The sequence below is a fragment of the Streptomyces anandii JCM 4720 genome (assembly GCF_014650655.1).
Classification (GTDB): Bacteria; Actinomycetota; Actinomycetes; order Streptomycetales; family Streptomycetaceae; genus Streptomyces; species Streptomyces anandii.
On sequence record NZ_BMVJ01000001.1, the window covers coordinates 516037 to 538003 of the forward strand.

Here is a 21967-nt window from a genome sequence, read left to right on the forward strand (position 1 = left end):
GGGTAGGGGCGGCGGGGGCGGGCGAACACCCTGGCGCATCCACCCTCACGACCCGCACGCCCCCTGCCCCTTCAGGCCTTGCGCAGCCGGAAACCGAGCGACAAGCCCTCGTCGGAGAACACCTCACCGAAGGTGTCGTCCCCCTCGCCCTGCGCGAAGTCGGTCGCGAGGACCTCCTCGGCGATGAGTCCGGAGTGCTCACTGAGCGCGGCGATCGTCGCGCCGTCCGTCGCGGTCCACCGCAGCACGATCCGGTCGGCCACATCGAGGCCGCTGTTCTTGCGCGCCTCCTGGATCAGCCGGATCGCGTCCCGGGCGAGCCCCGCCCGCCGCAGCTCCTCGGTGATCTCCAGATCGAGGGCGACCGTCGCCCCGGCGTCGGACGCCACCGACCACCCCTCGCGCGGAGTCTCCGTGATGATCACCTCGTCGGGCGCGAGGGCGACCGTCTCGCCGTCGACCTCCACCGACGCCGTGCCCTCGCGCAGCGCGAGCGACAGCGCGGCCGCGTCGGCGCCGGCGATCGCCTTGGCCACGTCCTGCACCCGCTTGCCGAACCGCTTGCCCAGCGCGCGGAAGTTGGCCTTGGCGGTGGTGTCCACCAGCGATCCACCGACCTCGCTGAGCGAGGCCAGCGTTGCCACGTTCAGCTCCTCGGTGATCTGGGCGTGCAGCTCGGCGTCCAGGGAGTCGAAGCCCGCGGCCGCGACCAGCGCCCGGGACAGCGGCTGGCGCGTCTTGACGCCCGACTCCGCGCGGGTGGCCCGGCCCAGCTCCACGAGCCGCCGCACCAGCACCATCTGCCGCGACAGCTCCGGGTCGATCGCCGACAGGTCGGCCTCGGGCCAGGACGACAGGTGCACCGACTCGGGGGCGCCCGGGGTCACCGGCACCACCAGGTCCTGCCACACCCGCTCGGTGATGAACGGGGTCAGCGGGGCCATCAGCCGGGTCACCGTCTCGACGACCTCGTGCAGTGTGCGCAGCGCGGCCCCGTCGCCCTGCCAGAAGCGGCGGCGCGAACGGCGGACGTACCAGTTGGACAGGTCGTCGACGAACGCGGACAGCAGCTTGCCGGCCCGCTGTGTGTCGTACCCCTCCAGCGCCTGCGTGACCTGGTCGGTCAGCGCGTGCAGCTCGCTGAGCAGCCAGCGGTCCAGCAGCGGACGCTCCGCCGGGGCCGGGTCGGCCGCGCTCGGCGCCCAGCCGGACGTGCGCGCGTACAGGGCCTGGAAGGCGACCGTGTTCCAGTACGTGAGGAGCGTCTTGCGGACGACCTCCTGGATGGTGCCGTGGCCCACCCTGCGGGCCGCCCAGGGCGAGCCGCCGGCCGCCATGAACCAGCGCACCGCGTCCGCGCCGTGCTGGTCCATGAGCGGGATCGGCTGCAGGATGTTGCCCAGGTGCTTGGACATCTTGCGGCCGTCCTCGGCGAGGATGTGGCCCAGGCACACGACGTTCTCGTACGAGGACTTGTCGAAGACGAGGGTGCCGACCGCCATCAGCGTGTAGAACCAGCCACGGGTCTGGTCGATGGCCTCGCAGATGAACTGCGCCGGATACCGGGCCTCGAACAGGTCCTTGTTCTTGTACGGGTAGCCCCACTGCGCGAACGGCATCGAACCCGAGTCGTACCAGGCGTCGATGACCTCCGGGACGCGGGTCGCGGTCTGCTCGCACTGAGGGCAGTCGAAGGTGACCTCGTCGATGTACGGGCGGTGCGGGTCGAGGCCCGACTGGTCGGCGCCGGTCAGCTCCGTCAGCTCCGCCAGGGAGCCGACGCAGGTGAGGTGGCCGTCCCCGCAGCGCCAGACGGGCAGCGGGGTGCCCCAGTAGCGGTTGCGGGAGAGCGCCCAGTCGATGTTGTTGTTCAGCCAGTCCCCGTAGCGGCCGTGCTTGACGGTGTCCGGGAACCAGTTGGTCCGCTCGTTCTCCTGGAGGAGGCGGTCCTTGATCGCGGTGGTGCGGATGTACCAGGACGGCTGCGCGTAGTACAGCAGCGCGGTGTGGCAGCGCCAGCAGTGCGGATAGCTGTGCTCGTAGGGCAGGTGCTTGAACAGCAGGCCGCGCTCGGCCAGGTCCTCGGTGAGCCGCTCGTCGGCCTTCTTGAAGAAGACGCCGCCGACCAGCGGCACGTCCTCCTCGAAGGTGCCGTCGGGACGCACCGGGTTGACGACCGGGAGGCCGTAGGCGCGGCAGACGCGGAGGTCGTCCTCGCCGAAGGCGGGGGACTGGTGGACCAGACCCGTGCCGTCCTCGGTGGTGACGTACTCGGCGTTGACCACGAAGTGGGCCGGCTCCTCGAACGGCACCAGCTCGAAGGGGCGTCGGTAGGTCCAGCGCTCCATCTCGGCGCCGGTGAAGGTCTCGCCGGTGCTCTCCCAGCCCTCGCCGAGCGCCTTGGCGAGCAGCGGCTCGGCGACGACCAGGCTCTCCTCGCCGTTCGTCGCGACGACGTAGGTGACCTCGGGGTGCGCGGCGACCGCGGTGTTGGACACCAGCGTCCACGGGGTTGTCGTCCACACCAGCAGCGCCGCCCGGCCGGCCAGCGGGCCGGAGGTGAGCGGGAAGCGCACGTAGACCGAGGGGTCGACGACCGTCTCGTAGCCCTGCGCCAGCTCGTGGTCGGACAGGCCGGTGCCGCAGCGGGGGCACCAGGGGGCGACGCGGTGGTCCTGGACCAGCAGGCCCTTGTCGAAGATCTGCTTGAGCGACCACCATACGGACTCCACGTACTCGGGGTCCATGGTGCGGTAGGCGTCGTCGAGGTCGACCCAGTAGCCCATGCGGGTCGTCAGCTCGGCGAAGGCGTCGGTGTGCCGGGTCACCGACTCGCGGCACTTGGCGTTGAACTCGGCGATGCCGTACGCCTCGATGTCCTGCTTTCCGGAGAAGCCCAGCTCCTTCTCCACCGCCAGCTCCACGGGCAGGCCGTGGCAGTCCCAGCCGGCCTTGCGGGCCACGTGGTAGCCGCGCATGGTGCGGAAGCGGGGGAAGACGTCCTTGAAGACGCGCGCCTCGATGTGGTGGGCGCCCGGCATGCCGTTGGCGGTGGGCGGACCCTCGTAGAACACCCACTCGGGGCGGCCCTCGGACTGCTCCAGGCTCTTGGCAAAGATCTTCTGCTCGCGCCAGAAGTCGAGCACGGCGTGCTCGAGGGCGGGCAGGTCGACCTGGGCGGGCACCTGGCGGTACTGCGTCATCGATCTTCCTCCGGCGGACGTACTGCCTTCCGTCGGAGGGACGAGAGCCTCGTGCTTCCTACGCCGTGTGCGGCGCGCTCCCGCGGTACCACCCTCCTTGGCCCTCCGGTGCGCCGTACGCGCCGGTGAGCCCCCTCATTGGGGTCGCGAGCCGGTTCTACTGGCCCCGGGTCCGCGGGCGGTCCCTGGGGCGTTCTTCCGGCGGCTCCGGGGTGATCTTCACGACGTGCTCGCCCCCGGGCTCACACCGTCCCCGGGTCGCTCTGGGCTGCCTGCGCCGCTACTCGTCCCCATCCACGCTTTTCGCTCCGCCCAGTGTACGGCGCTCCGGCGACAGCGGCCGACCGGTTTTGCGGTGCGGGGGCAGGCGAGCGGCGGCCCGCGCGGGTGCCCCGAATGGCGAGGGGCGGGCCGCCCGGATCGCAGGACGCGCGGCCGGCCGGATTACCCGGCGAAGAGCTGGGCACAACGCATGCATGCCGGCCGAGCGGCAGGCGCGAGGCGGGCGAATCGGGCGGCGTGCCCCGTTGCCGTGGGACTCGAGTCGATTTATCGTCCCAGCACGATTCGCGAGCAAAATCACAATATGTGAAGGGGCCGCGGCCATGGTGGCGAGAAAGACCGCCGAGCAGTCGGCGTCGGGCAGGTCCCGGAGCGCCGGCGCCCTCGGCGGCGTCGCCGGGCACGTGGACGCGGCGGCGAAGGAGCCGGCCATGGACGAGGCGGCGAGGACCACGACGGACGGGCCCGCGGGCGGGGCGGCGGCGGGCCGGGCGGGGGGCGGGAGGAACGCCGCGGCGAAGAAGCCGGCGGCCGCGGGGACCACCGCGAAGAAGCGGGCGGCCACCGCCGGGAGGAAGACCGCTCCGGCAGCGGCCGCGAAGAACTCCACGGGCGCGAAGAACGCCGCGAGTGCGAAGAACGCCGCGGCCTCGAAGAACGCCGCGAGTGCGAAGAAGGCGGAGCCGGGGCAGACGGAGCCGAAGAGGACGGCCGCCGCCAGGACCCCGGCGAAGAAGGCGGCGCAGGACAAGGCGGCCCAGGACAAGGCGGAGCACAGCAAGGCGGAGCACGGCGAGGCGGCGCAGGACACGGCCGCGCACGGCAAGGCGGCGGAGAAGTCCGGGACGAAGCCGGCCGCCGAGGGTGCCGGCACGGAGCACGGCACTCCCGCGCGGGGTGGCGCCGGGCGGGCCTCGGGCAGGAAGAGCACGGGCAAGAAGGCGGGCGCGGCGCAGGCCGCGAAGCAGACGGGAGCCACGACGGTGGTTGCGAAGAAGACTCCTGGCACGGCCACGGCGGCCAAGACCGCCGTCCCCAAGGCACGCGCCGCCGCGGCGGTCGAGCCGGGCGACCTCGCGGTACGCCCGGGGGAGGACCCCTGGACCCCGGAAGAGGTCGCGGAGGCCCGCGCGGAGCTCCAGTCCGAGATGGAGCGGCTGCGCGAGGAGATCAGCTCCTCCGAGCAGTCCCTGGCGGGCCTGATGCGGGACTCCGGGGACGGCGCGGGCGACGACCAGGCGGACACCGGCACCAAGAACATCACGCGCGAGCACGAACTCGCCCTCGCCGCCAACGCGCGCGAGATGCTCACCCAGACCGGGCGCGCCCTGGACCGGCTGGACGCGGGCACCTACGGTCTGTGCGAGAACTGCGGCGACCCCATCGGCAAGGCCCGTATGCAGGCCTTCCCGCGGGCCACCCTGTGCGTGGAGTGCAAGCAGAAGCAGGAACGCCGCTACTGAGGCGGACGGAGCGGGGCCGCACCGGCCGGGGGCTGCCGCCATGCGCCTCCTGAGCACCTCGGCCGGGACGTGTGTGCCGTACTCTCGTCCTCTATCAGGTACCTAGGTCGAGGGACTCACGTGGCAGAGGCGGAGCGCATCATCGGTACGCCGGACACCCCGGACGCGGCACGGCCCGGGCAGCAGCGGCCCGGCGACGACACGTCGCCGCAGGCGTCCGCCCGCGCGGGCGGACCGCAGGAGCCCGCCACGGCCGAGCGGCCGCGCGGCAGGCGCCGGATCGCCGTCCTGTTCGCGGTGGCGGCGTTCGCCTACGCTCTCGACCTGGTCAGCAAGCTGGTCGTGGTCGCCAGGCTGGAGCACCACGCGCCGATCAGGCTGATCGGGGACTGGCTCCAGCTGGAGGCCATCCGCAACCCGGGCGCGGCCTTCGGTTTCGGCGAGGCCTTCACCGTGATCTTCACGGTGATCGCGGCCGCCGTCATCGTGGTGATCACCCGCCTCGCGCGCAAGCTCTACAGCCTGCCCTGGGCGATCGCGCTCGGCCTGCTGCTCGGCGGGGCGCTGGGCAACCTCACCGACCGGATCTTCCGCTCGCCCGGCGTCTTCGAGGGCGCCGTGGTCGACTTCATCGCCCCCAAGCACTTCGCGGTGTTCAACCTCGCCGACTCCGCGATCGTCTGCGGCGGCATCCTGATCGTGCTGCTGTCCTTCCGCGGCCTGGACCCGGACGGCACCGTCCACAAGGACTGACCGGCCGCCTCCCGCCCCTCCGGCGCCCGGTCGTCCACAGGCCCGGTCGGGGCCGCCGTGCCCGTCCGGCATACTCGACGGGTGAGCACGCTTCCCGAGATCCGTACCCTGCCCGTGCCCGACGGCCTGGAGGGCGAGCGCGTCGACGCCGCCATCTCCCGCATGTTCGGCTTCTCCCGTACGAAGGCGGCGGAGCTGGCCGCCGCGGGCAAGGTGATGGTCGACGGCACGGCGGTCGGCAAGTCCGAGCGGGTGCGCGGCGGGGCCTGGCTCGAGGTGGAGATGCCCCAGGCGCCCGCGCCCGTCCAGGTGGTCGCCGAGCCGGTCGAGGGCATGGAGATCGTGCACGACGACGAGGACGTGGTCGTCATCGTCAAGCCGGTCGGCGTCGCCGCCCACCCGAGCCCCGGCTGGAGCGGCCCCACGGTCATCGGCGGACTGGCCGCCGCCGGGTACCGCATCTCGACCTCCGGCGCCGCCGAGCGCCAGGGCATCGTGCACCGCCTGGACGTCGGCACCTCGGGCCTGATGGTCGTCGCCAAGTCGGAGTACGCGTACACCTCGCTCAAGCGCCAGTTCAAGGAGCGCACGGTCGACAAGCGCTACCACACCCTCGTCCAGGGCCACCCCGACCCGACCAGCGGCACCATCGACGCGCCCATCGGCCGCCACCCCAACCACGACTACAAGTGGGCGGTCACCGCGGACGGCAAGCCCTCCGTCACGCACTACGACCTGATCGAGGCCTTCCGCGCGGCCTCCCTGCTCGACGTGAAGCTGGAGACCGGCCGCACCCACCAGATCCGCGTCCACATGGCCGCCCACCGCCACCCCTGCGTCGGCGACCTGACCTACGGCGCCGACCCGACCCTCGCCAAGCGGCTCGGGCTCACCCGCCAGTGGCTGCACGCGGTCCGGCTCGGCTTCGAGCACCCCGGCGACGGACAGTGGGTGGAGTTCGCCAGCGACTATCCCGAGGACCTCCAGAAGGCCCTGGACCAGGTCCGTGAGGAGACCTACGCATGAGCACGCCGTACGAGGTGCGCGTCGCCGAGGACCCCGCCGACCGCGAGGCGTGCTTCGCCGTGCGCAAGCAGGTCTTCGTCGCCGAGCAGGGCGTCCCGGAGGACATCGAGTACGACGCCCACGACGCCGTCGCGCTGCACGTGCTCGCCGTCCGCGAGGGGGGCCTCCCGCTCGGCACCGGACGGCTGCTGCACGGCGCGGCGGCCGCCGCGAAGACCGGCGGCGAGGCCGGCGTCGGCTCCCTGGGACGGCTCGCCGTCGCCAAGGAGGCCCGCGGTCTCGGCGTCGGCGTCGCCCTGGTGCGCGCCATCGAGGACGCGGCACGCGCGCGTGGCCTCACCGCCGTCGACCTGCACGCCCAGACGCACGCCCTCGGCTTCTACGAGCGTCTGGGATACGAGGCGTACGGTCCGGAGTTCCCCGACGCCGGGATACCCCACCGCGCGATGCGGCGCGCGCTGTAGCCCCTCACCGGCGAAGGAGCCGCCGAGCGGTGCGGCATGGCAGGCTTGAGGTCCGCCGTGTAGAACGTCCGACCTCCCGGAGCGCTGACCGTGGATCAGTTGGCCCTGCTTTTCGTCGTATTGCTCGGGGCCGTGATCAGCGTCCCGGTCGGTGACCGGTTCGGGCTGCCCGCGCCGGTGCTGATGACCCTGCTCGGCATCGCGCTGGCGCTGCCCGGCTTCGTGCCGAACGTCAGCATCCCGCCCGAGCTGATCCTGCCCGCGCTGCTGCCGCCGCTGCTCTACGCCGCCGTACGGCGCACCTCCTGGCGGCAGTTCACGGCGAACAAGCGGCCGATCTTCCTGCTGGCCGTGGCGCTGGTGTTCGTCACCACGCTGTGCGTCGCCGTCGTCGCCCACTCCATCGTGCCGGGGCTGTCGGTGGCCGCCGCGGTGGCGCTGGGCGCGCTGATCGCCCCGCCCGACCCGGTCGCGGCGACCGCCGTCGCCGGGCAGCTCGGGCTGCCGCGCCGCCTGGTGTCGATCCTGGAGGGCGAGGGCCTGTTCAACGACGTGACGGCCATCGTGCTCTACCACGTCGCCATCGCCGCCGCCGTCAGCGGAGAGTTCTCCGTCTGGCGGGCCGGTCTCGACCTGGTGCTGTCCGCGGTGGTCGCGGTGGCCGTCGGGGTCGCGCTCGGCTGGGGCGCGAACAAGCTGCTGAGCCTGCTCGGGGACGCGACGCTCCAGATCGGGCTGACGCTGCTCGTCCCCTTCGCGTCCTACGTGCTGTCCGAGGAACTGCACGGCTCCGGCGTCCTCTCCGTGCTCGTCACCGCGCTGTTCCTGGCCGAGTACGCCGTCGACGCCGACGACGTGGTCAGCCGGCTCGCCGGGCACACCGTCTGGGACGTCGTCGACACCCTGGTCACCGGGGTCGCCTTCGGGCTGGTCGGCCTGGAGCTGCACAACGCGGTGCGCACGGCCGCCGGGCGCTGGGGCGAACTGCTCGGCTGGGCCGCGGTGGTCGTGGCCGTGGTGGTGCTGGTACGGCTGCTGTGGCTGCTGCCCGCGACCTGGCTGACCAAGCGGCTGCACGCGCTGCGGGACTACGACGAGGACATCCCGCTCAGCTGGCGCGAGACCGTCGTCATGTGGTGGTCGGGGATGCGCGGCGTGGCCTCGGTGGCGCTCGCGCTGGCCATCCCGCTCCACACGGACAGCGGCGCGCCCTTCCCCGACCGCGACGAGATCGTGTTCATCGCCTTCGGGGTGATCATGGCCACGCTGGTGCTCCAGGGACTCACCCTGCCGTGGCTGGTCAGGCGGCTCGGGGTGCGCGCCGACACCGAGCGGGAGAAGGAGTTCGAGACGCAGCTCGCCGCGCGGGCGGCGAAGGCGGCCAAGCGGCGGCTGCGGGAGATCGAGTCCGTCGAGGAGCTGCCCGACGACCTGTCCGAGCAGATGAACCGGCGGGCCTTCGAGATCGGGCTGCGGATCAGTCCGCGGATCGGCGACGAGGAGCGCAGGGAGGCGCAGGAGAACCGGGTGCGGCGGCTGAAGCGGGTGCGGCGCATCCAGGGCGAGATGCTGAGCGCGGCCCGGCACGAGGTGCTGGCGGCGCGCAGCGAGCCCGGGGCCGACCCGGAGATCGTGGACCGGGTGCTGCGCCACCTCGACGTGCGCAGCCTGCGCTGACGCACTCGGCCCGCCGCGGCGTACGGGTCGCACGCCGGTGCGCGCGCCGCCTTCCGCCCCGGCGTTCCCCCGTCGTGCGCCCGCGCGGGCCTACGCTCGGATCATGACTCGCAACGTGGTGATCAGCGGTGGTGGTACGGGGATCGGGCTCGCGGCGGCTCAGACGTTCGCGGCGGACGGCGACCGGGTCCTGCTGCTCGGGAGGAGGGAGGACGTGCTGCGCGGGGCGCGGGTGCCGGGCGCCCTCACCTACGCGGCCGACGTCGGCGACGTCGACGGCGTGCGCGGGGTGGCCCGCTTCGTGGCGGACGAACTCGGCGCCGTGGACGTGCTGATCCACAGCGCCGGAGGGTCCGGGCAGCTCGAGCCCCGGGCGCAGCGGGACGACCCGCTCGAACTCGTCGCCGACAACTGGACGGTGAACTTCCGGATCAACACGCTGACCGCCGTGCTGCTCACCGAGGCGCTCAAGGACCGTCTCGCCGAGCCGGGCGGGCGTGTGCTGTTCCTCAGTTCCATCGCGGCCTACCGCGGCTCCGGCAGCGGCGCCTACGCCGCGTCCAAGGCGGCACTGCACCCCTACGCCCACGACCTGGCACGGCAGTTGGGCCCGCGCGGGATCACGGTGAACCTCGTCGCGCCCGGATACGTCGAGGACACCGACTTCTTCGGCGACGCGATGGACGAGGCCCGCCGCGCCCGGCTCGTCGCCGAGACCTCCACCGGGCGCGCGGGCACCCCCGGCGACGTGGCCGCCACCCTGCACTGGCTGGCCTCGCCGGGCGCCGCCCACATCACCTCCCAGGTCGTCCAGGTCAACGGCGGCGCCGAGCGCGGTCACTGAGCCGGTGGCCTCAGCCTCGTCCCGTACCCGAGCGGCCGAGGGAACGCGGCTTGTCGAGGGACGGCCGCACGGCGCCGTCCCGGGAGGCGGCGCGGTCGCCGTCCCGGACCAGGCCGAGGTCGTGGCCGCCGTCCCGCTGCCCCGGGGGCCGGGTCGCGTCCGCGGTGTTCACGCGCGGGAGGGCGTAGGGGTGCTCCTCGCACAGCCAGCGGATCATCTCCTCGCGCACCGCGACCCGGACGGTCCAGATGTCGTCGGAGTCCTTCGCCGTCACCAGGGCCCGCACCTGGATGGTGCTGGGGGTGGTGTCGGTGACGTACAGGTTGTAGGCGCGGCCGTCCCAGGCCGGGCACTGGCGCAGGATGTCGCGCAGTTTGTCCCGCATCGCCTCCAGCGGCGCGGAGTGGTCCAGGTGCCAGAAGACGGTGCCGGTCATCTGCGGGGTGCCGCGCGACCAGTTCTCGAACGGGTTGGACGTGAAGTACGACACCGGCATGGTGATCCGCCGCTCGTCCCAGGTCCGTACCGTCAGGAAGGTCAGCGTGATCTCCTCGACGGTGCCCCACTCGCCGTTGACGACCACCGTGTCGCCGATGCGCACCATGTCGCCGAAGGCGATCTGCAACCCGGCGAACATGTTGCTCAGCGTGGACTGCGCGGCGACACCGGCGACGATGCCGAGGATCCCGGCCGAGGCCAGCAGCGAGGCCCCGGCCGCGCGCATCGCCGGGAAGGTCAGCAGCATCGAGGCCGCCGCCACCACGATGACGACCGCCGACACCACCCGCATGATCAGCTCGACCTGGGTGCGCACCCGCCGCACCCGGGCCGGGTCCCGGTGGGCGCGGGCGCTGGCGTAGCGCGAGTAGGAGGTCTCCACGATCGCCGACGCGATCCGGATGACCAGCCAGGCGGCCGAGCCGATCAGTGTGAGGGTCAGGGCCCTGCCGATGCCGACGCGGTGGTCCTCCAGCACCTTCACCTGGTCGTAGGACCCTCTGAGCAGGGCGGCGCACAGCACGAGCTGGTACGGCACGCGGGCGCGGCGCAGGAGGCCCCACAGCGGTGTCTCGTGGTGCCGTTCGTCGGCCTCGCGCAGCAGAAGGTCGGTGGCCCAGCCGATCACCAGGGTGATCAGGACCGAGCCGCCGACCACGAGCACGGGTCGGAGTACGTTCTCCATGCCTGCGCGCCTAACCGCCGCCGCGCCGGCTTGAACGTGTGACTTGCGTCCCTTCCCGCGCACCTGCCCCGGCCCCGGCGGGCGGCGGTCCGGCCTCGGCCGGGCGTTGTCGTACCCGGCTGGCACCATGGGCCCATGAACATCGTGCTCTTCCACTCGACCTACGGCCTTCGACCGGCCGTGCGCCAGGCCGCCGGCCGGCTGCGCGCCGCCGGGCACGAGGTGTGGACGCCGGACCTCTTCGCGGGCCGTACGTTCGACACCGTGGAGGAGGGCATGGCCTTCAAGGACGAGACCGGCAAGGACGAGCTGCTCAGGCGGGCCGTGCTGGCCGCCGCGCCCTACTCCGACCGGGGCCTGGTGTACGCGGGCTTCTCGCTCGGCGCCTCGATCGCCCAGACCCTCGCCCTCGGCGACGACAAGGCGCGCGGCCTGCTGCTCCTGCACGGCACCTCGGACATCGCGCCGAACGCGACGGCGGACGCGCTGCCCGTGCAGCTGCACGTGGCCGAGCCGGATCCGTTCGAGACGGACGACTGGCTGAGCGCGTGGTATCTCCAGATGGGCCGCACGGGCGCCGACGTGGAGGTGTACCGGTACGCCGGGGCCGGCCACCTCTACACCGACCCCGGCCTGCCCGACTACGACGAGGAGGCCGCCGAGGCCACCTGGCGGGTGGCGCTCGGCTTCCTCGACAGCCTGCAGGGCCCGCAGAGACCGGAGTGACCCGTTACACGGGGTCGTACGTCCGCTCCACCTTCTGCGTGCCGCTGCGGGTGCGGTAGGAGCGGGTCCAGGCGCTGGTCGCGGCCTGGCTGGTGCGGTCGGACAGCACGTAGTAGTCCATCTGTGCCCGCTCGGCCGTGATGTCCAGCACGCCGTAGCCGTGGCGGTCGGTGTCGACCCAGTGGACGTGCCGGTTGGCGGCGCGGATGACGGGGGAGGCGATCGCCGAGACGGTGCCCTCGGGGACCTTGACGATGTCGTCGAGGTTGTCGGAGGTCAGCGAGGTGACGACGAACTCGGTGGCGGCGGAGGCCGACAGCGGGTAGGTGCCGGCGTCCACGGGCACGTCGTTGGCCCAGGCCATGTGGATGTCGCCGGTGAGGAAGACGGTGTTGCCGATGGCGTTGGAGCGCAGGTGGGCCAGCAGTTCGCGGCGGTCGTCGGTGTAGCCGTCCCACTGGTCGGTGTTGACGGCCAGGCCCTCCTGCGGCAGCCCGAGCAGCTTGGCCAGTGGCTTGAGCAGGTCCGCGGAGAGCGAGCCGACGACGAAGGGGGAGATCATCACCGAGTTGCCGACCAGCCGCCAGGTGGTGTCGGACGCCTTCAGCCCGGCCTTCAGCCAGTCCAGTTGGGCCCGGCCGGTGATGGTGCGGTCCGGGTCGTCGACCGAGCCGCTGCCGGAGGACGCCTGCTGGGAGCGGAAGGACCGCAGGTCGAGCAGCGACAGGTCGGCCAGCTTGCCGAAGCGCAGCCGGCGGTAGGTGGTGCCCTCGATCGCCGGGCGCACCGGCATCCACTCGAAGTAGGCCTGCTTGGCGGCGGCCTTGCGGGCCGTCCAGGTGCCCTCGGCGCCCTCGGTGTGGTTGACCGCGCCGCCGGACCAGGCGTTGTCGGCGAACTCGTGGTCGTCCCAGATCGCGATGACCGGCGCCTTGTGGTGCAGGGCCTGGAGGTCGGGGTCGGTCTTGTACTCGGCGTGCCGGGTGCGGTAGTCGGCGAGGGTGATGATCTCGTTGGCGGGGGCGTGGGGCCGGACGACCTTGCCCCGGGCCGCGTACTCGCCGGACTTGTACTCGTAGATGTAGTCCCCGAGGTGCAGCCAGGCGTCGAGGTCGCCGCGGGCCGCGAGGTGGCGGTAGGCGGCGAAGTAGCCGGCCTCCCAGTTGGAGCAGGAGACCACGCCGAAGCGCAGCCCGGTGACGGGGGCGTCGTGGGCGGGGGCGGTGCGGGTGCGGGCCACGGGGGAGTCGGCGCCACCGGCCGAGAAGCGGAACCAGTAGTCGGTGGCCGGCGCGAGACCGCGGACGTCGGCCTTGACGGTGTGGTCGGAGGCGGCGGTCGCGGTGAGGGAGCCCTTGGCGACGACGTCGGTGAGCGCCCTGTCCCTGGCGACGACCCAGCTCACCTCGGTGTCGGGGCCGAGCCCGGAGCCAGGCGCCGCCTCGGCGGTGGGGGTCACCCGGGTCCACAGCAGGACGCCGTCGGGCAGCGGGTCGCCGGAGGCCACTCCGTGCAGGAACGCGGGCGTGCCGACGGCGGCCCGCGCGGGCAGCGCACCGACGAGCGGCCCGGCCAGGACAGCGGAGGCCGCCGCGGCCTTGACGACCGTACGGCGGCGCGGGGCAAGCGAGTTGAGGCCCTGGAACGCCTCACCTGATCTGTATCGACTGGTCACGACCGATCAGATTACTGACCGGTACACGCCAGAGCGGACGAACTCCCAAAAGTTCGCCCGCTCTTCAGACGGCGCTCGGTGTCCGGGGAGGCGTCAGCCCTTGAGGGCCGCGTCGATCGCCTTGTTGAAGTCGGCCACCGTCATGGGGGCGTTCTTGCCGTCGGAGCCCGTCAGCGTCTTGCCGTCCATCTTCATGGTCGGGGTGCCCTGGATGCCCCCCTTGTCGAAGAGCTTGGACTCCTCCAGCGCCCACCTGTCGTAGGTGCCGTCCTTCACGTCCTTCTGGAACGCCGCGTTGCCCTTCAGGGCGGGGACCGTGTCGGCGATCTGGATCAGATAGGAGTCGCTCTTGAACTTGTCGTCGGTCTCCTCGGGGTGCCACTTCGCCGAGTACATCGCGGCCTTGTACTCCAGGAAGGCCTCGGGGCTGACGTTGAGCGCGGCGCCCAGGGCGCTGAGCGCGTTCTTGGAACCCTCACCGGGCAGGTTCCTGTCCAGGAAGGTGGCGCCGACGTACTGGAGCTTGAACTTGCCGTCGTCGACGTCCTTCTTCACCGTCGTGCCGACGCTCTGCTCGAACTGCGCACAGACCGGGCAGCGCGGGTCCTCGTAGACGACGAGGGTCTTCTTGGCGGTGCTCTTGCCGATGACGACGGTGGTGCCGTCCGACCCGGTGGTGTTGGCCGGCTTGACCAGCTTCTGGTCCTTCACGGCCTCCCAGTGGCCCGGCTTGTTGGCCTGGACGACTGCGTAGCCGATGCCGCCTGCTGCCGCGAGGACGGCTACGACCGAGCAGGCGACGATGATCTGGCGGCGCACCTTGGCGCGCTTGGCCTCGCGCTCGCGTTCCGCGCGCAGCCGCTCCCGGGCCGCCGTCTTCGCCGTCTGGCTGTTCCGCTTGCTCATGGTGGTGTCTCTCCTGTGGGTGTGGGGGACCGTTCCGTCCGGGCTCGGTGCCGCGCCGCCGCTCAGACGAGGGCGGAGGCGGGCGTGAGCGGGTGCGGAGGTCCGCGCCGTCCCAGGGAGTGGGTGAGGAGGCGGGTGCGCAGGATGCCGGCGGCCGGCGCCGGGCGGGCGGGGCGCGTGGCGGCCGGGGCCCGCCGGGAGGCCACCGCGGCCACCGCGAGCAGCAGCGGCCGGAAGGTGGTCGCGGCCACCGCGCGCAGCAGCTCGGCCAGCGCGCGCTCCCCCCGGCGCAGCCAGCCGGCCGCGAGCAGGCCGACGCCGACGTGCGCGGCCAGCAGCAGCCAGGCCGTCGCCGGGGTGGCGTGGGCCAGCAGCTCCGCCAGCCGGTCGGTGTCGGTGCCGGTCATACGGGCCAGCGGGGTGCCGACGTCCGCGCCGTTGCCGCACAGCACGTCCCAGCCGACCGAGCGCAGCGGTCCCGCGACCGGGCCGCCCACGGGGCCGTAGCAGACGTGCTGGCCGGTGGTGAAGACGGTGTCGGCGGCCAGCTCCAGCGGAACCAGCAGGGCGGCGATCCGCCCGAAGCCGCGCTCGCGCCCGGCCAGGGCGTAGGCGAGCAGGAACACGGCGGCCGCGACGGCGGCCACCGTGTTCAGCGGCAGCGGGGCCCGGGACAGCAGGACGTGCGACGCGGTGCTGAGCGTCACGACCACGGCCGTGAACAGCGCCGCGCGCACGGCTCTGAGCTGGGTCCCGGATATGTCCATAGCGAGAGAAGAGTGTGTCACGTGGGCCGGTAAGGGACCCTTAAAGGATCCCTGTGTGCGGCCTTTCCGTCACAGACCCGGAATCCGCCCGTTGCGGAACAGGTCCACGAAGATCTGGTGGTCGCCGCGCGCGCGGGCGCCGTAGGCGTGGGCGAAGTCCACCAGCAGCGGGGCGAAGCCCTCCTCGTCGGCCGCGATCGCCGCGTCGATGGCCCGCTCCGTGGAGAACGGCACCAGCGACTCGCCCGACTGGTCGTCCGCCGCCGCGTGCATCGTCGCCGTGGCCCGGCCGAGGTCGGCGACGACCTGCGCGATCTCCTCCGGGTCGTCGATGTCGCCCCAGTCCAGGTCCACGGCGTACGGCGACACCTCGGCGACCAGCTGCCCGGCGCCGTCCAGCTCGGTCCAGCCCAGCCACGGGTCCGCGTGAGCCTGCAGGGCCCGCTGGGAGATCACCGTGCGGTGGCCCTCGTGCTGGAAGTAGCCGCGGATGGCCTGGTCCGTGACGTGCCGGGACACGGCCGGGGTCTGGGCCTGCTTGATGTAGATCACGACGTCGTTCTCCAGCGCGTCGCTGTTGCCCTCCAGCAGGATGTTGTACGACGGCAGCCCGGCCGAACCGATGCCGATGCCCCGCCGGCCCACGACGTCCTTCACGCGGTAGGAGTCCGGGCGGGCGAGCGAGGACTCCGGCAGCGTCTCCAGATAGCCGTCGAAGGCGGCCAGCACCTTGTAGCGCGTGGCGGCGTCCAGCTCGATGGAGCCGCCGCCGGGCGCGAACCGGCGCTCGAAGTCGCGGATCTCCGTCATGGAGTCCAGCAGCTCGAACCGGGTCAGCGAGCGGGCGTCGCGCAGCGCGTCCAGCAGCGGGCCCTGGGCGGTGTCCAGGGTGAAGGGCGGCACCTCGTCGCTCTTGGCGCCGGTGGCCAGGGCGTGGATCCGCTCGCGGTAGGCGGCCGCGTAGACCGTCACCAACTCGGTGATCTGCTCGTCGCTCAGCGCCTTGGCGTACCCCACGAGGGCGATCGAGGCGGCGAAGCGCTTGAGGTCCCAGGTGAAGGGGCCGACGTAGGCCTCGTCGAAGTCGTTGACGTTGAAGACCAGACGGCCGTTGGAGTCCATGTACGTGCCGAAGTTCTCCGCGTGCAGGTCGCCGTGGATCCACACGCGCGAGGTGCGCTCGTCCAGGAACGGGCCGCCGCGCCGGTCGGCGTCCAGGTCGTGGTAGAAGAGGCAGGCCGTGCCCCGGTAGAACGCGAAGGCCGAGGCCGCCATCTTCCGGAACTTCACGCGGAACGCGGCCGGGTCGGCGGCCAGGAGCTCGCCGAAGGCGGTGTCGAAGACGGCGAGGATCTCCTCGCCGCGCTGCTCGTCGCTGAGCTGGGGGACCGACATCGCTGGGTGCCTCCTGGTACGGGTGGTACGAGACGTATGGGACGGACCGCGCGGGGATCCTCCCCCCACCACAACGTCCGGCGGTGCGGCTGAGTGCCCGCGCTGTCCTCGCACGAAGGTACGCGGCGCGAGGCCCCCGGTGTCAGTGCCGGGGCATAGACTTCGACGCTGTCCCCCGGACTGTCCGCAGCCTGCCGGACCCCCGTATCCGTACGCTCTCCCTGGAGGCCGCAGCCGTGTCGAAGCCGCCGTTCACGCACCTGCACGTCCACACCCAGTACTCGCTGCTGGACGGTGCCGCGCGGCTGAAGGACATGTTCAACGCGTGCAACGAGATGGGCATGACCCACATCGCCATGTCCGACCACGGCAACCTCCACGGGGCGTACGACTTCTTCCACTCCGCGAAGAAGGCCGGGATCACCCCGATCATCGGCATCGAGGCGTATGTCGCCCCGGAGTCCCGGCGCAACAAGCGCAAGATCCAGTGGGGCCAGCCCCACCAGAAGCGGGACGACGTCTCCGGTTCCGGCGGTTACACCCACAAGACCATGTGGGCGGTGAACAGCACGGGCCTGCACAACCTCTTCCGCCTCTCCTCCGACGCCTACGCCGAGGGCTGGCTGCAGAAGTGGCCCCGCATGGACAAGGAGACCATCGCCCAGTGGTCCGAGGGCATCGTGGCCTCCACCGGCTGCCCTTCCGGCGAGGTGCAGACCAGGCTGCGCCTCGGCCACTTCGACGAGGCCCTCAAGGCGGCCGCCGACTACCAGGACATCTTCGGCAAGGACCGCTACTTCCTTGAGCTGATGGACCACGGCATCGACATCGAGCACCGGGTCCGCGAGGGACTGCTGGACATCGGCAAGAAGCTCGGCATCCCGCCCCTGGTCACCAACGACTCGCACTACACCTACGCGCACGAGGCGGGCGCCCACGACGCCCTGCTGTGCATCCAGACCGGCAAGAACCTCTCCGACCCCGACCGCTTCAAGTTCGACGGCACCGGCTACTACCTGAAGTCGACCGAGGAGATGTACGCCATCGACTCCTCGGACGCCTGGCAGGAGGGCTGCGCCAACACGCTCCTGGTCGCCGAGATGGTCGACACCACGGGCATGTTCGAGAAGCGGGACCTCATGCCCAAGTTCGACATCCCCGAGGGCTACACAGAGGTCACCTGGTTCAAGGAGGAGGTGCGCCGCGGCATGGAGCGCCGCTTCCCCGGCGGCATCCCCGAGGACCGCCAGAAGCAGGCCGACTACGAGATGGACGTCATCATCTCGATGGGCTTCCCCGGCTACTTCCTGGTCGTCGCCGACTTCATCATGTGGGCGAAGAACAACGGCATCGCGGTGGGCCCCGGCCGCGGCTCCGCGGCCGGCTCGATCGTCGCCTACGCCATGGGCATCACCGACCTCGACCCGATCCCGCACGGCCTGATCTTCGAGCGGTTCCTCAACCCCGAGCGCATCTCCATGCCCGACGTCGACATCGACTTCGACGAGCGCCGGCGCGTCGAGGTCATCCGGTACGTGACGGAGAAGTACGGCGCCGACAAGGTCGCCATGATCGGCACGTACGGCACCATCAAGGCCAAGAACGCGATCAAGGACTCCGCGCGGGTGCTCGGCTACCCGTACGCGATGGGCGACCGCATCACCAAGGCCATGCCCGCCGACGTCCTCGGCAAGGGCATCCCGCTGTCCGGCATCACCGACCCCGAGCACCCCCGCTACTCGGAGGCCGGCGAGGTCCGCGCGATGTACGAGAACGAGCCGGACGTGAAGAAGGTCATCGACACCGCGCGCGGTGTGGAGGGCCTGGTCCGGCAGATGGGCGTGCACGCCGCCGGCGTGATCATGTCAAGCGAGACCATCACCGAGCACGTCCCCGTGTGGGTCAGGCACACCGACGGCGTGACCATCACCCAGTGGGACTATCCGAGCTGCGAGTCGCTCGGACTGCTGAAGATGGACTTCCTCGGCCTGCGCAACCTGACGATCATGGACGACGCCGTGAAGATGGTGAAGTCCAACAAGGGGATCGACATCGATCTCCTCGGTCTGCCGCTGGACGACCCCACCACCTTCGAGCTGCTCCAGCGCGGCGACACCCTCGGCGTCTTCCAGTTCGACGGCGGGCCCATGCGCTCCCTGCTGCGGCTGATGAAGCCCGACAACTTCGAGGACATCTCCGCCGTGTCGGCCCTGTACCGGCCGGGTCCGATGGGCATGAACTCGCACACCAACTACGCCCTGCGCAAGAACGGCCAGCAGGACATCACCCCGATCCACCCGGAGCTGGAGGCCCCCCTCAAGGAGGTCCTGGACGTCACCTACGGCCTGATCGTCTACCAGGAGCAGGTGCAGAAGGCCGCCCAGATCATCGCCGGCTACTCGCTCGGCGAGGCCGACATCCTCCGCCGCGTGATGGGCAAGAAGAAGCCCGAGGAACTGGCGAAGAACTTCACCATCTTCCAGGCCGGCGCCCGCAAGAACGGCTACAGCGACGAGGCCATCCAGGCCCTGTGGGACGTGCTGGTCCCCTTCGCCGGGTACGCGTTCAACAAGGCGCACTCGGCCGCGTACGGCCTGGTGTCGTACTGGACGGCCTACCTCAAGGCCAACCACCCCGCCGAGTACATGGCGGCGCTGCTGACCTCCGTCAAGGACGACAAGGACAAGTCGGCCGTCTACCTCAACGAGTGCCGGCGCATGGGCATCCGGGTGCTCCCGCCGAACGTCAACGAGTCCGAGTCCAACTTCGCCGCCCAGGGCGACGACGTGATCCTCTTCGGCCTGTCCGCCGTGCGCAACGTCGGCACCAACGTCGTGGAGTCGATCATCAAGTGCCGCAAGGCCAAGGGGAAGTACGCCTCCTTCCCCGACTACCTCGACAAGGTCGAGGCGGTGGTCTGCAACAAGCGCACCACCGAGTCGCTGATCAAGGCCGGCGCCTTCGACACCATGGGCCACACCCGCAAGGGCCTCACCGCGCAGTACGAGCCGATGATCGACAACGTGGTCGCGGTCAAGCGCAAGGAGGCCGAGGGGCAGTTCGACCTCTTCGGCGGGATGGGCGAGGAGGCCAGCAGCGAGCCCGGCTTCGGGCTGGACGTGGAGTTCTCCACCGACGAGTGGGACAAGACCTATCTGCTCGCCCAGGAACGGGAGATGCTCGGTCTGTACGTCTCCGACCACCCCCTCTTCGGCCTGGAGCACGTGCTGGCCGACAAGGCCGACGCGGGCATCGCCCAGCTCACCGGCGGCGAGCACGCCGACGGCGCGGTGGTCACCATCGGCGGCATCATCTCCGGCCTGCAGCGCAAGATGACCAAGCAGGGCAACGCCTGGGCCATCGCCACGGTCGAGGACCTGGCCGGCTCCATCGAGTGCATGTTCTTCCCGGCCACCTACCAGCTGGTGTCCACCCAACTCGTCGAGGACGCCGTGGTGTTCGTCAAGGGCCGGCTCGACAAGCGCGAGGACGTGCCCCGCCTGGTCGCGATGGAGCTGATGGTCCCCGACCTGTCCAACGCGGGCACCAACGCGCCGGTGATCCTCACCATCCCCGCCCTGAAGGTCACCCCGCCCATGGTCAGCCGCCTCGGCGAGATCCTCAGCCACCACAAGGGCGACAGCGAGGTCCGGATCAAGCTCCAGGGGCCGCGCAAGACCACCGTGCTGCGGCTGGACCGGCACCGGGTCAAGCCCGACCCGGCGCTGTTCGGCGACCTCAAGGTGCTGCTCGGCCCGTCCTGCCTGGCCGGCTGACGCCGCGGACGACCGGCCGACGACGCGCACGAGGGGCGTGCCCGAACCGATCGGGTACGCCCCTCGCCGGTGCCGGGGCTCGTTCAACGGCCCCCGGCGCGCGCTCAGTTGTGGCCGAAGCGCTTCTGACGGCCCTTGCGGGCCATCTCGGTGGGACTCAGCTGCGGGGCGTGGTGCTCGGGCTGCGGTTCGGTGACGGAGTGCTCCGTCTCCTGCGGGCCGTTCGCGGCCACGGTCGCCTTCTGCCGGCTGCGGTCCTGCTTACGGTTCTTGGCCATGGTGATCAACCTCCAAGGGGGATCTAGGGGCCAGGGCCGGGACCAGATTCACATAGCCGGATAATGAACGCATGTCGGACAATTACCCTATGTAACATGGGAGGTCGGGGCCGGCCTCCCCGAAACGCCACGCCGAAGATCGAGTTCGGGCCGTTAACCCCGCCGAGGTCGGGCAGACTCGAAGCAAGCCCGAAGCAAACCTCCCGGAAAGAGGGTGGATCGCGTGGACCGCTGCATCGTCCTGGTGGACGCCGGGTATCTGCTGGGGGCCGCCGCCAGTCTCCTCGCCGGGGAGCCGTCCCGGTCCCGGATCACCGTCGACCACACCGCCCTCGTCCAGGGGCTGCGCGAACAGGCCGAGTCCGACACGGAGCGGCCGCTGCTGCGCATCTACTGGTTCGACGGCGCCCCCGACCGCGTGCCGCAGCCCGAGCACCGCAGGCTCCGCGTGATGCCCCGGGTCACCGTCCGGCTCGGCGCGCTGACCCGCAGCGACGGGCGCTGGGCGCAGAAGGGCGTGGACGCCGCCATGCACGCCGAACTGACCGAGCTGGCCCGCAACCGCGCCTGCTCGGACGTGGTCCTGGTGACCGGTGACGGCGATCTGCTGCCGGGCATGATGGCCGCCAAGGAGCACGGGGTCGCCGTGCACCTGTGGGCCGTGCAGGCCGCCGACGGCGACTACAACCAGTCCGAGGACCTGGTCGCCGAGGCCGACGAGCGGCGCGTGCTGGACCGTACGTGGATCACCAAGGCCGTACGCGCCAAGGAGCTCGGCGGCATCTGCGCGCCGCCGCCCGTGCCGCGTCCCGAGATCGCCGCGATCCTCTCCGCGCCGCTGCCCGAGTCCGCCCTCGGCGCCACCGCCGAGCGGCCCGCCGAGGAACGGCCGCACCCCGACACGGCCGGCGCCGGCGAGGAGCGGATGCCGACGGCCAAGGGTGTGCCCACGCCCAAGGACCTGGCCGCGCTGCGCGCCCCCGGCGTCCAGCAGCCCGCCCAGCACCCCGCGAGCGCGACCCTGCGCTGGTCCTCCGACCGGGGCTGGGTCGACCGCCCGGGCGTGGCCGCCGAGCCGCCCGAGGTCGCCTCCATGCCCACCCTGGCCCAGCTCACCACGGCCGAGCAGCGCTGGGCGGACCGCGAGGAGGACATCACCACCGTCGGCGGCGACCCGTACGAGGTGGGACAGGTGTTCGCACGCCGGTGGGTGGAGCGGCTCGGCGACCAGCCGCACCTGCACAAGCTGTCCTCGATGTACCCGCGCATCCCGCACCGCGTCGACGGTGAGCTGCTGCGCTACGCCGCCCGGTTCGGCCTGCTCGCCCACAAGGACGACCAGATCGACGAGCACGACCGCTACGCGATCCGCGCGGGCTTCTGGCGCGAGATCGACGTCCGCACCGGCGCGGAACACACCCCGGCAGGCGACTGACCCCACCACGAGCGGCGCGGCCGGTCTTCGGCCCGGTGGGCTTTCGTGCCGGGCGAAGGGGCCCCGTTGTGGGGGACGGCCGGCCGGCCGGGTGCGGGACGGTGGGCCCGGAAA

Annotated in this window: 16 protein-coding genes; 9 read left to right on the plus strand and 7 right to left on the minus strand. The window is 71.7% G+C overall.

The annotated features are described in order from the left end of the window. Nucleotides 1-71: 71 nt before the first annotated feature. On the minus strand, nt 72-3203 hold the full coding sequence (ileS, locus tag IE249_RS02335) for an isoleucine--tRNA ligase (protein WP_189703052.1): 3132 nt from the start codon (nt 3201-3203) through the stop codon (nt 72-74). 605 nt (nt 3204-3808) lie between these two features. On the opposite strand from ileS, the gene IE249_RS02340 reads away from it, so the two are divergent. The 6 genes from IE249_RS02340 to IE249_RS02365 all read left to right on the plus strand — a co-directional run bounded on the left by IE249_RS02340 (nt 3809) and on the right by IE249_RS02365 (nt 9712). Then, nucleotides 3809-4948 carry a TraR/DksA family transcriptional regulator gene (locus IE249_RS02340; RefSeq protein ID WP_189703053.1) on the plus strand — a complete coding sequence of 380 codons (1140 nt, stop codon included), beginning with the start codon at nt 3809-3811 and terminating at the stop codon, nt 4946-4948. Between the two features lie 120 nt (nt 4949-5068). Beyond that, nucleotides 5069-5701: a signal peptidase II gene (gene lspA / locus IE249_RS02345; protein WP_189703054.1), complete on the plus strand. Its 633-nt coding sequence runs from the start codon at nt 5069-5071 to the stop codon at nt 5699-5701. An 81-nt stretch (nt 5702-5782) separates the two neighbouring features. Next, a complete protein-coding gene (locus tag IE249_RS02350; RefSeq protein WP_189703055.1) occupies nt 5783-6727 on the plus strand; it encodes an RluA family pseudouridine synthase in 945 nt (314 codons plus the stop codon). Further along, entirely contained in the window at nt 6724-7191 is a 468-nt protein-coding gene (locus IE249_RS02355; protein WP_189703056.1) for a GNAT family N-acetyltransferase, read from the plus strand. Before IE249_RS02350 ends, IE249_RS02355 begins: the two co-directional genes overlap by 4 nt. Nucleotides 7192-7281: 90 nt before the next feature. Further along, on the plus strand, nt 7282-8868 hold the full coding sequence (locus tag IE249_RS02360) for a Na+/H+ antiporter (RefSeq protein WP_189703057.1): 1587 nt from the start codon (nt 7282-7284) through the stop codon (nt 8866-8868). 103 nt (nt 8869-8971) lie between these two features. Next, nucleotides 8972-9712, plus strand: coding sequence for an SDR family NAD(P)-dependent oxidoreductase (locus IE249_RS02365; protein ID WP_189703058.1), 741 nt, complete (start codon nt 8972-8974; stop codon nt 9710-9712). Between the two features lie 10 nt (nt 9713-9722). Here IE249_RS02365 and IE249_RS02370 read toward each other — a convergent pair whose 3' ends face one another. Then, nucleotides 9723-10895, minus strand: coding sequence for a mechanosensitive ion channel family protein (locus IE249_RS02370; protein ID WP_189703059.1), 1173 nt, complete (start codon nt 10893-10895; stop codon nt 9723-9725). A gap of 135 nt (nt 10896-11030) precedes the next feature. Here IE249_RS02370 and IE249_RS02375 point away from each other — a divergent pair, with 135 nt between their 5' ends. After that, nucleotides 11031-11621: a dienelactone hydrolase family protein gene (locus IE249_RS02375; RefSeq protein ID WP_189703060.1), complete on the plus strand. Its 591-nt coding sequence runs from the start codon at nt 11031-11033 to the stop codon at nt 11619-11621. Between the two features lie 4 nt (nt 11622-11625). Here the strand turns inward: IE249_RS02375 and IE249_RS02380 are convergent, their stop codons facing one another. The 4 genes from IE249_RS02380 to IE249_RS02395 form a co-directional block, all read right to left on the minus strand. After that, nucleotides 11626-13296, minus strand: coding sequence for an alkaline phosphatase D family protein (locus tag IE249_RS02380; RefSeq protein ID WP_189703061.1), 1671 nt, complete (start codon nt 13294-13296; stop codon nt 11626-11628). Nucleotides 13297-13389: 93 nt separating this feature from the next. Then, nucleotides 13390-14202 (minus strand): DsbA family protein, encoded by an 813-nt coding sequence (locus tag IE249_RS02385; RefSeq protein ID WP_189703062.1) that lies wholly within the window; start codon nt 14200-14202, stop codon nt 13390-13392. A gap of 62 nt (nt 14203-14264) precedes the next feature. Further along, nucleotides 14265-14969 carry a hypothetical protein gene (locus tag IE249_RS02390; RefSeq protein WP_189703063.1) on the minus strand — a complete coding sequence of 235 codons (705 nt, stop codon included), beginning with the start codon at nt 14967-14969 and terminating at the stop codon, nt 14265-14267. Nucleotides 14970-15038: 69 nt separating this feature from the next. Further along, entirely contained in the window at nt 15039-16364 is a 1326-nt protein-coding gene (locus tag IE249_RS02395; protein WP_189703064.1) for a DUF2252 domain-containing protein, read from the minus strand. Between the two features lie 236 nt (nt 16365-16600). On the opposite strand from IE249_RS02395, the gene dnaE reads away from it, so the two are divergent. Further along, the gene (gene dnaE / locus IE249_RS02400; protein ID WP_189703065.1) at nt 16601-20140 is read left to right on the plus strand and encodes a DNA polymerase III subunit alpha; all 3540 of its coding nucleotides are present in this window, start codon (nt 16601-16603) and stop codon (nt 20138-20140) included. A 104-nt stretch (nt 20141-20244) separates the two neighbouring features. Here dnaE and IE249_RS02405 read toward each other — a convergent pair whose 3' ends face one another. Beyond that, complete coding sequence (locus tag IE249_RS02405; RefSeq protein ID WP_189703066.1) at nt 20245-20418, minus strand: hypothetical protein; 174 nt, start codon at nt 20416-20418, stop codon at nt 20245-20247. 223 nt (nt 20419-20641) lie between these two features. On the opposite strand from IE249_RS02405, the gene IE249_RS02410 reads away from it, so the two are divergent. Continuing rightward, the gene (locus IE249_RS02410) at nt 20642-21853 is read left to right on the plus strand and encodes an NYN domain-containing protein (protein WP_189703067.1); all 1212 of its coding nucleotides are present in this window, start codon (nt 20642-20644) and stop codon (nt 21851-21853) included. Nucleotides 21854-21967 lie beyond the last annotated feature (114 nt).

Bases quoted from the DNA above. Each gene is read 5' to 3' on its own strand.
- ileS (WP_189703052.1), bottom strand. From the start codon at position 3,203: ATGACGCAGTACCGCCAGGTGCCCGCCCAGGTCGACCTGCCCGCCCTC.
- IE249_RS02340 (WP_189703053.1), top strand. From the start codon at position 3,809: ATGGTGGCGAGAAAGACCGCCGAGCAGTCGGCGTCGGGCAGGTCCCGG.
- IE249_RS02355 (WP_189703056.1), top strand. From the start codon at position 6,724: ATGAGCACGCCGTACGAGGTGCGCGTCGCCGAGGACCCCGCCGACCGC.
- IE249_RS02365 (WP_189703058.1), top strand. From the start codon at position 8,972: ATGACTCGCAACGTGGTGATCAGCGGTGGTGGTACGGGGATCGGGCTC.
- IE249_RS02370 (WP_189703059.1), bottom strand. From the start codon at position 10,895: ATGGAGAACGTACTCCGACCCGTGCTCGTGGTCGGCGGCTCGGTCCTG.
- IE249_RS02375 (WP_189703060.1), top strand. From the start codon at position 11,031: ATGAACATCGTGCTCTTCCACTCGACCTACGGCCTTCGACCGGCCGTG.
- IE249_RS02385 (WP_189703062.1), bottom strand. From the start codon at position 14,202: ATGAGCAAGCGGAACAGCCAGACGGCGAAGACGGCGGCCCGGGAGCGG.
- IE249_RS02390 (WP_189703063.1), bottom strand. From the start codon at position 14,969: ATGGACATATCCGGGACCCAGCTCAGAGCCGTGCGCGCGGCGCTGTTC.
- IE249_RS02395 (WP_189703064.1), bottom strand. From the start codon at position 16,364: ATGTCGGTCCCCCAGCTCAGCGACGAGCAGCGCGGCGAGGAGATCCTC.
- IE249_RS02405 (WP_189703066.1), bottom strand. From the start codon at position 20,418: ATGGCCAAGAACCGTAAGCAGGACCGCAGCCGGCAGAAGGCGACCGTG.